The following is a 5,829-nucleotide window of genomic DNA, read 5'->3' on the forward strand; positions in this document are numbered from 1 at the left end:
CGCTGCTGGCGGGTGTCGCGATCGGGCACTGGCGGGAAGACGCGCTGCACGCGCTGGCGCCGGCCGCGTCGCCGGTTGCCGAGCCGCGCGACGATCGCTCGCTGGCCGCGCGCCACGCGCGCTTCGTCGACCTGTATGCCCGGACGGATGCATGGTTCACGACGGGCGCTTAAAATCGGGCACTTGTTCTTTTGCGTCAGCGATGACGCATCGTGGCAAGCCGGCGGCCGTTTCCCGCACGCGATGCGCGGCGGAACCGGCCATCATGGCGAGCACGAGATTCTTTCGCCGTGCCGCGCGCGACGCCGCGCGGCACGGTTTCGACCGCTTTGCATGGAACCCGGTGCGAAGCATTGGGCCGGCGTCGGTGCTGGCGCACCCAGGCCGGTCGACATGAGCGCCGACGCGCGAACCCGGGCCGACCTCACACACAGACAGGAGTCACACGATGAAGACGAAAGCCGCGATTGCATGGAAGGCGGGCGCACCGCTGACGATCGAGGAAGTCGATCTCGAAGGGCCGCGCGCAGGCGAAGTGCTGATCGAGGTGAAGGCGACGGGCATCTGCCACACCGACTACTACACGCTGTCGGGCGCCGATCCGGAAGGGATCTTCCCGGCGATCCTCGGCCATGAAGGCGCGGGCGTCGTGGTCGACGTCGGCCCCGGCGTCGGCACCGTGAGGAAGGGCGACCACGTGATTCCGCTCTACACGCCCGAATGCCGCGAGTGCAAGTTCTGCCTGTCGCGCAAGACCAACCTGTGCCAGAAGATCCGCGCGACGCAGGGCAAGGGCCTGATGCCCGACGCGACGTCGCGCTTCTCGCTCGACGGCAAGCCGCTGTTCCACTACATGGGGACGTCGACGTTCTCGAACTACATCGTCGTGCCGGAAATCGCGGTCGCGAAGGTGCGCGAGGACGCGCCGTTCGACAAGATCTGCTACATCGGCTGCGGCGTGACGACGGGCGTCGGCGCGGTCGTGTACTCGGCGAAGGTCGAGGCCGGCGCGAACGTCGTCGTGTTCGGCCTCGGCGGGATCGGCCTGAACGTAATCCAGGGCGCGAAGATGGTCGGCGCGGACAAGATCATCGGCGTCGACATCAACCCGAAGCGCGTCGAGCTCGCGAAGAAGTTCGGGATGACGCACTTCATCAACCCGAACGAAGTCGAGAACGTGGTCGACCACATCGTGCAGCTGACCGACGGCGGCGCGGATTACTCGTTCGAATGCGTGGGCAACGTGAAGCTGATGCGCCAGGCGCTCGAGTGCACGCACAAGGGCTGGGGCCAGTCGTTCATCATCGGCGTGGCGGCAGCGGGCGAGGAAATCAGCACGCGTCCGTTCCAGCTGGTGACGGGCCGCGAGTGGAAGGGCTCGGCGTTCGGCGGCGCGCGCGGCCGCACCGACGTGCCGAAGATCGTCGACTGGTACATGGAAGGCAAGATCAACATCGACGACCTGATCACGCATACGCTGCCGCTCGAGCGGATCAACGAAGGCTTCGACCTGATGAAGGCCGGCGAGTCGATCCGTTCGGTCGTGCTGTACTGACCGGGAGCGTACCGCGATGCTCGAACTCGTTTCCTCGCATGCGTGCCACGGCGGCGAGCAGCGTTTCTACCGTCACGATTCGGCGGCCATCGGCCTGCCGATGAAGTTCTCGGTGTACCTGCCGCCGCAGGCCGCGCACGGCCGCGTGCCGGCGCTGTTCTATCTCGCGGGGCTCACGTGCACCGACGAGACGTTCGCGATCAAGGCCGGCGCGCAGCAATACGCGGCGCAGCACGGCATCGCGCTCGTGATGCCGGACACGAGCCCGCGCGGCGCGGGCGTGCCGGGCGAGACCGACGCGTGGGACTTCGGCGTCGGCGCGGGCTTCTATGTCGACGCGACCGAAGCGCCGTGGTCCGCGCATTACCGGATGGAGTCGTACGTGACGGGCGAGCTGCGCGAACTCGTCACGGCCGAACTGCCGATCGACGGCGCGCGGCTCGGGATCTTCGGTCATTCGATGGGCGGGCACGGCGCGCTGACGCTTGCGCTGCGTCATCCCGGGCTGTACCGGTCGGTATCGGCGTTCGCGCCGATCGCCGCGCCGACACGCTGCCCGTGGGGCGAGAAGGCGTTCTCGGGCTACCTCGGCGCCGATCGCGATGCCTGGAAGGCACACGACGCGAGCGAACTCGTCGCGCGCGCCGATGCGCCGAAGTTCGCGGACGGCATCCTCGTCGATCAGGGCCTCGCGGATCAGTTCCTCGCGAACCAGCTCAACCCCGACGTGTTCGAAGCCGCGTGCGCGAAGGCAGGCCAGCCGCTGACGCTGCGCCGCCATCCGGGCTACGACCACGGGTACTACTTCATCTCGACGTTCATCGCCGATCACATCGCGCATCACGCGCGCGTGCTCGCGCGATGAGCGGGAAGGGGAGCACATAACGCACACGGCGGCACGCGACGACATACGGCGCGCCGCACGAGCGGGTGCAAAAAAAACGCCGGCGCTGCCCTCGGGCACGCCGGCGTTTTTCATGGTCGTCGGGCGTCGATCAGTGGCGCCGCAACAGGCTTGCGCCGTACACGAGCGCCGACAGCGCGGTGATCCAGAAACTCGTCGGCCAGTCGGTGTGATACGCGAGCACGATGCCGAGCCATGCCTCGAACAACGCAAACAGCGCGGCGAGCAGCACGCCGGTCGACAGCCGCGTCGTCACGTTCTGCGCGGCGGCAGCCGGCCCGACCAGCAGCGTGAACACCAGCAGCACGCCGACGATCTGCGTGGCCGCGGCCACGGCGAGCGCGCACACCGCGAGGAACAGCATCGACACCGTGCGCAGCGACACGCCCTTGGCTTCGGCCAGTTCGGGCTGCAGCGACGCGAACAGCAGCGGCCGCGAGATCAGCGCGAGCGCGAGCAGGCTCACGGCGCCGATGCCGGCGAGCACCGCGAGCGTGTCGTGGCTCACCGCGAGCACGTTGCCGAACAGCAGCGCGGTGACCTGCGTCGCGAACGATGTGTAGAAATGCAGGAACAGCAGGCCGAAACCCAGCGCGCCCGACAGGATCACGCCGATCGCGACGTCGCGGCCCGCGAGCTTTTCGCCGAGCGCGCCCATCCCGATCCCGGCCGCGAGCGTGAAACCGACCATCCCCCAGATCGGCGAGATGCCGAGCAGCACCGCGCCCGTCGCGCCGGTGAAGCCGACGTGCGACAGCGCATGGCCGGCGAAGGTCTGCCCGCGCAGCACCAGGAAGTAGCCGACGATGCCCGCGAGCACCGCGACGATCCCCGACGCCGCGAAGGCGTTGATCATGAAGTCGTATTCAAACATCGTGCGAGTGCCCGGGATGAGCGTGTCCGTGGTGGTGATGGCCGTGGCCGCCGCCACCGCCGTGCGAGTGGCCGTCGTCGTCCTCGTGTTCGTGGTCGTGCTTCTCGATCTCGACGTCGCCCGACATCACGAAGATCTTGCCGTTCACGCGCATCACGTCGATCGGCGATCCGTAGAGCCGCGACAGCACGGGTTTCGTGATCACCTCGTCGACGGTGCCGAGCGCCGCGACGCCGTTGCCGAGATACAGCACACGGTCGAGCGCGTTCAGCAACGGATTCAGTTCGTGCGCGGAGAACAGCACGGTGATGCCGAGCTCGCGCTGCACGTTGCGCACGAGCTCGACGACGCCGCGCTGGTGGTTCGGGTCGAGGCTGATCAGCGGCTCGTCGAGCAGCAGCAGCTTCGGGCTGCCGAGCAGGCATTGCGCGAGCAGCAGGCGCTGCCGCTCGCCGCCGGACAGTTCCGACAGCGGCCGGCGGGCAAGCGTCGGGCCGCCGACGAGATCGAGCACGCGGTCGACGTCGCGGCGCGTCGCCGCGTTCGTGTGCGGCAGCCCCCAGCGGTGGCCGTCGGCGGCCATCGCGACGAAGTCGTAGCCGCGCATCCGGCGGTTCGCGAGGCCGCTGCGAATCTGCGGCATGTAGCCGATCGACGCGTTGCCGCGTACGACCGGCACGCCGCCGACGGACAGCGTGCCGGCCGACACGGGCACGAGGCCGAGCACCGCGCGCATCAGCGTCGTCTTGCCCGCGCCGTTCGGCCCGAGTACGCCGACGAATTCGCCGGGTTCGATCGCGAAGCTGACGTCGCGCAGGATCGTGCGTCCGCCCAGTTCGAGCGTGACGCGATCGACGGCGAGTGCGTGGGGAGTGGCGGTCATGGCGTTACGGTTGTTTATTTCTTGCCGGCGGCAAGCGCGGCCGAGAGCGCGTCGAGCTGGCCGGCCATCCATTGCTGGAAAGTCTTGCCGGCCGGCTGCGTCTCGGTGACGCTGACGGTCGGCACGCCGCCGTCGCGTGCGATCTTCAGCATGCGCTTGGTCATCGGTTCTTCGGCCTGGCTGTTGTAGATCAGCGCGCGTACCTGCTTCTTGCGCAGGTCGTTCTCGAACGCGGCGACGTCCTGCGCGCTGGCTTCGGTGTCGTTCATCGTCGCGAGCTGGAAGCGCTGGTTGCGCATGTCGAGGCCGATCGCGTCGGACAGGTAGCCGAACACCGGCTCGGTGGCCGTCACCGGCACGCCCTTGTACTGCGCGCGCAGCGCGGCGACCTTGTCGTCGACGGGCTTCAGCGACGCGACGAACTTCTGCAGGTTCGCATCGTATTCGGCCTTGTTCGCCGGATCGGCGCGGCCGAGTTCGGCCGCGATCGCGCGTGCGGCGGCCGGCATCGTCGCCGGGTCGTACCACAGGTGCGGGTTGTCGCCGGCCTTCTTGCCGACCAGGTCGGCGACGACGATCGTTGCGCGCTTCGCCTGCTTCGACGCGCCGAGCAGCTTGCTCATCCACGGATCGTAGTTGGCGCCGTTGTAGATCACGACCTGCGCGTGCTGGAGCGCGCGGGCCGTCTTCGGGCTCGCTTCGAACAGGTGCGGATCCTGGTCGGGATTGCTGAGGATGCTCGTCACCGCGACATGGCTGCCGCCGATCTGCGACGCGACGTCGCCGTAGAAATTCTCGGCGGCGACGACGTTGACGGTCGCGGCCTGCGCGAACGCGGGCGCCGCGAGCGACAGCGCGGCGACCGTGGAGACGGCAGCGGCGAGCCAGCGGACAGGCGTCAGGGCGCGCCGCGGCGCGCGCTTCAGGGCAATGGGCATGGAACTCCTCGTTGGAAGGGGGCGGCGCGTGTGCCGCCCGATACGCGTCAGCGTTGCGCGGGCTTGCGCTTGCAGTGTCCGCACAGGCCGCTCAGCTCGACGACCTGATGGTGGACTTCGAAACCGTGCGCGGGCTCGCTCGCGGACAACTGCTTCGCGAGGTCGCCGCCGGGAATCTCGACGGTGTCGCCGCACGAATCGCAGATCAGGAACTGGCCTTCGTGCGGGACGCCGATCTCGCAGCACGCGAAGAACGCGTTCTTCGATTCGATCCGGTGGATGAAGCCGTGCTCGACGAGGAAATCCAGCGCGCGGTAGACGGTCGTGGGCGGCACGCGGCCGCGCTGCGGCTCGAGCTCGGCGAGCAGGTCGTACGCGCCGATCGGGCGCTGCGCGGCCAGCACGCGTTCGTAGACCTGGCGGCGCAGCGGCGTCCACGCGAGCCCGTGCTCGGCGGCGAATGCGTCGGCCCGGGACAGCCGGGCGTCAATGGACGATGAGGTAGCCATGGCGTGAAGCTGGGCGTGAAACGAAGTATGGCGATGATATAACGTATCGCCGCGCCGTGCAGCGCGAATTCCCCTTTTCGTCGTCGCTCCGTCCCCTTCATCGCCGATCCGACCGCGCCGCACCGCGCGCGCCGCGCCTTGCCGGGCGCGCGTGGCGGGCCGCCGC

The 5,829-nt window shown here is 68.7% G+C and carries 6 protein-coding genes and 1 pseudogene; 3 read left to right on the plus strand and 4 right to left on the minus strand.

Annotation, left to right across the window (positions count from 1 at the left end; translation table 11 throughout):
• From DPV74_RS38440 to fghA, 3 genes and pseudogenes are all read left to right on the plus strand, one after another.
• Positions 1-173 (plus strand): annotated as a pseudogene (locus tag DPV74_RS38440) (carbohydrate kinase); the annotation flags it as partial.
• Positions 174-448: 275 nt separating this feature from the next.
• The gene (locus DPV74_RS38445) at positions 449-1,555 is read left to right on the plus strand and encodes an S-(hydroxymethyl)glutathione dehydrogenase/class III alcohol dehydrogenase (protein WP_006483756.1); all 1,107 of its coding nucleotides are present in this window, start codon (positions 449-451) and stop codon (positions 1,553-1,555) included.
• 16 nt (positions 1,556-1,571) lie between these two features.
• Positions 1,572-2,420 (plus strand): S-formylglutathione hydrolase, encoded by an 849-nt coding sequence (fghA, locus tag DPV74_RS38450; protein WP_021159522.1) that lies wholly within the window; start codon positions 1,572-1,574, stop codon positions 2,418-2,420.
• Between the two features lie 130 nt (positions 2,421-2,550).
• Here fghA and DPV74_RS38455 read toward each other — a convergent pair whose 3' ends face one another.
• The 4 genes from DPV74_RS38455 to DPV74_RS38470 are packed head-to-tail and all read right to left on the minus strand — an operon-like array spanning position 2,551 to position 5,663.
• Positions 2,551-3,333, minus strand: a complete 783-nt coding sequence (locus DPV74_RS38455; RefSeq protein WP_119339085.1) for a metal ABC transporter permease — start codon at positions 3,331-3,333, stop codon at positions 2,551-2,553.
• Positions 3,326-4,216 carry an ABC transporter ATP-binding protein gene (locus DPV74_RS38460; RefSeq protein ID WP_059692641.1) on the minus strand — a complete coding sequence of 297 codons (891 nt, stop codon included), beginning with the start codon at positions 4,214-4,216 and terminating at the stop codon, positions 3,326-3,328. The genes DPV74_RS38455 and DPV74_RS38460 overlap by 8 nt, the downstream gene beginning before the upstream one ends.
• 14 nt (positions 4,217-4,230) lie before the next feature.
• Positions 4,231-5,154 (minus strand): metal ABC transporter solute-binding protein, Zn/Mn family, encoded by a 924-nt coding sequence (locus tag DPV74_RS38465; protein ID WP_060206924.1) that lies wholly within the window; start codon positions 5,152-5,154, stop codon positions 4,231-4,233.
• A 47-nt stretch (positions 5,155-5,201) separates the two neighbouring features.
• Positions 5,202-5,663 (minus strand): Fur family transcriptional regulator, encoded by a 462-nt coding sequence (locus tag DPV74_RS38470; RefSeq protein ID WP_011546084.1) that lies wholly within the window; start codon positions 5,661-5,663, stop codon positions 5,202-5,204.
• Between the last annotated feature and the right edge of the window lie 166 nt (positions 5,664-5,829).

This window comes from Burkholderia sp. HAN2018, from assembly GCF_024704855.1.
GTDB lineage: Bacteria > Pseudomonadota > Gammaproteobacteria > Burkholderiales > Burkholderiaceae > Burkholderia > Burkholderia cepacia.

What these genes read in the sequence shown, in the direction of transcription:
- DPV74_RS38470 (WP_011546084.1), bottom strand. Translation starts at nt 5,663, where the DNA reads ATGGCTACCTCATCGTCCATTGACGCCCGGCTGTCCCGGGCCGACGCA.
- fghA (WP_021159522.1), top strand. Translation starts at nt 1,572, where the DNA reads ATGCTCGAACTCGTTTCCTCGCATGCGTGCCACGGCGGCGAGCAGCGT.
- DPV74_RS38460 (WP_059692641.1), bottom strand. Translation starts at nt 4,216, where the DNA reads ATGACCGCCACTCCCCACGCACTCGCCGTCGATCGCGTCACGCTCGAA.
- DPV74_RS38465 (WP_060206924.1), bottom strand. Translation starts at nt 5,154, where the DNA reads ATGCCCATTGCCCTGAAGCGCGCGCCGCGGCGCGCCCTGACGCCTGTC.
- DPV74_RS38445 (WP_006483756.1), top strand. Translation starts at nt 449, where the DNA reads ATGAAGACGAAAGCCGCGATTGCATGGAAGGCGGGCGCACCGCTGACG.
- DPV74_RS38455 (WP_119339085.1), bottom strand. Translation starts at nt 3,333, where the DNA reads ATGTTTGAATACGACTTCATGATCAACGCCTTCGCGGCGTCGGGGATC.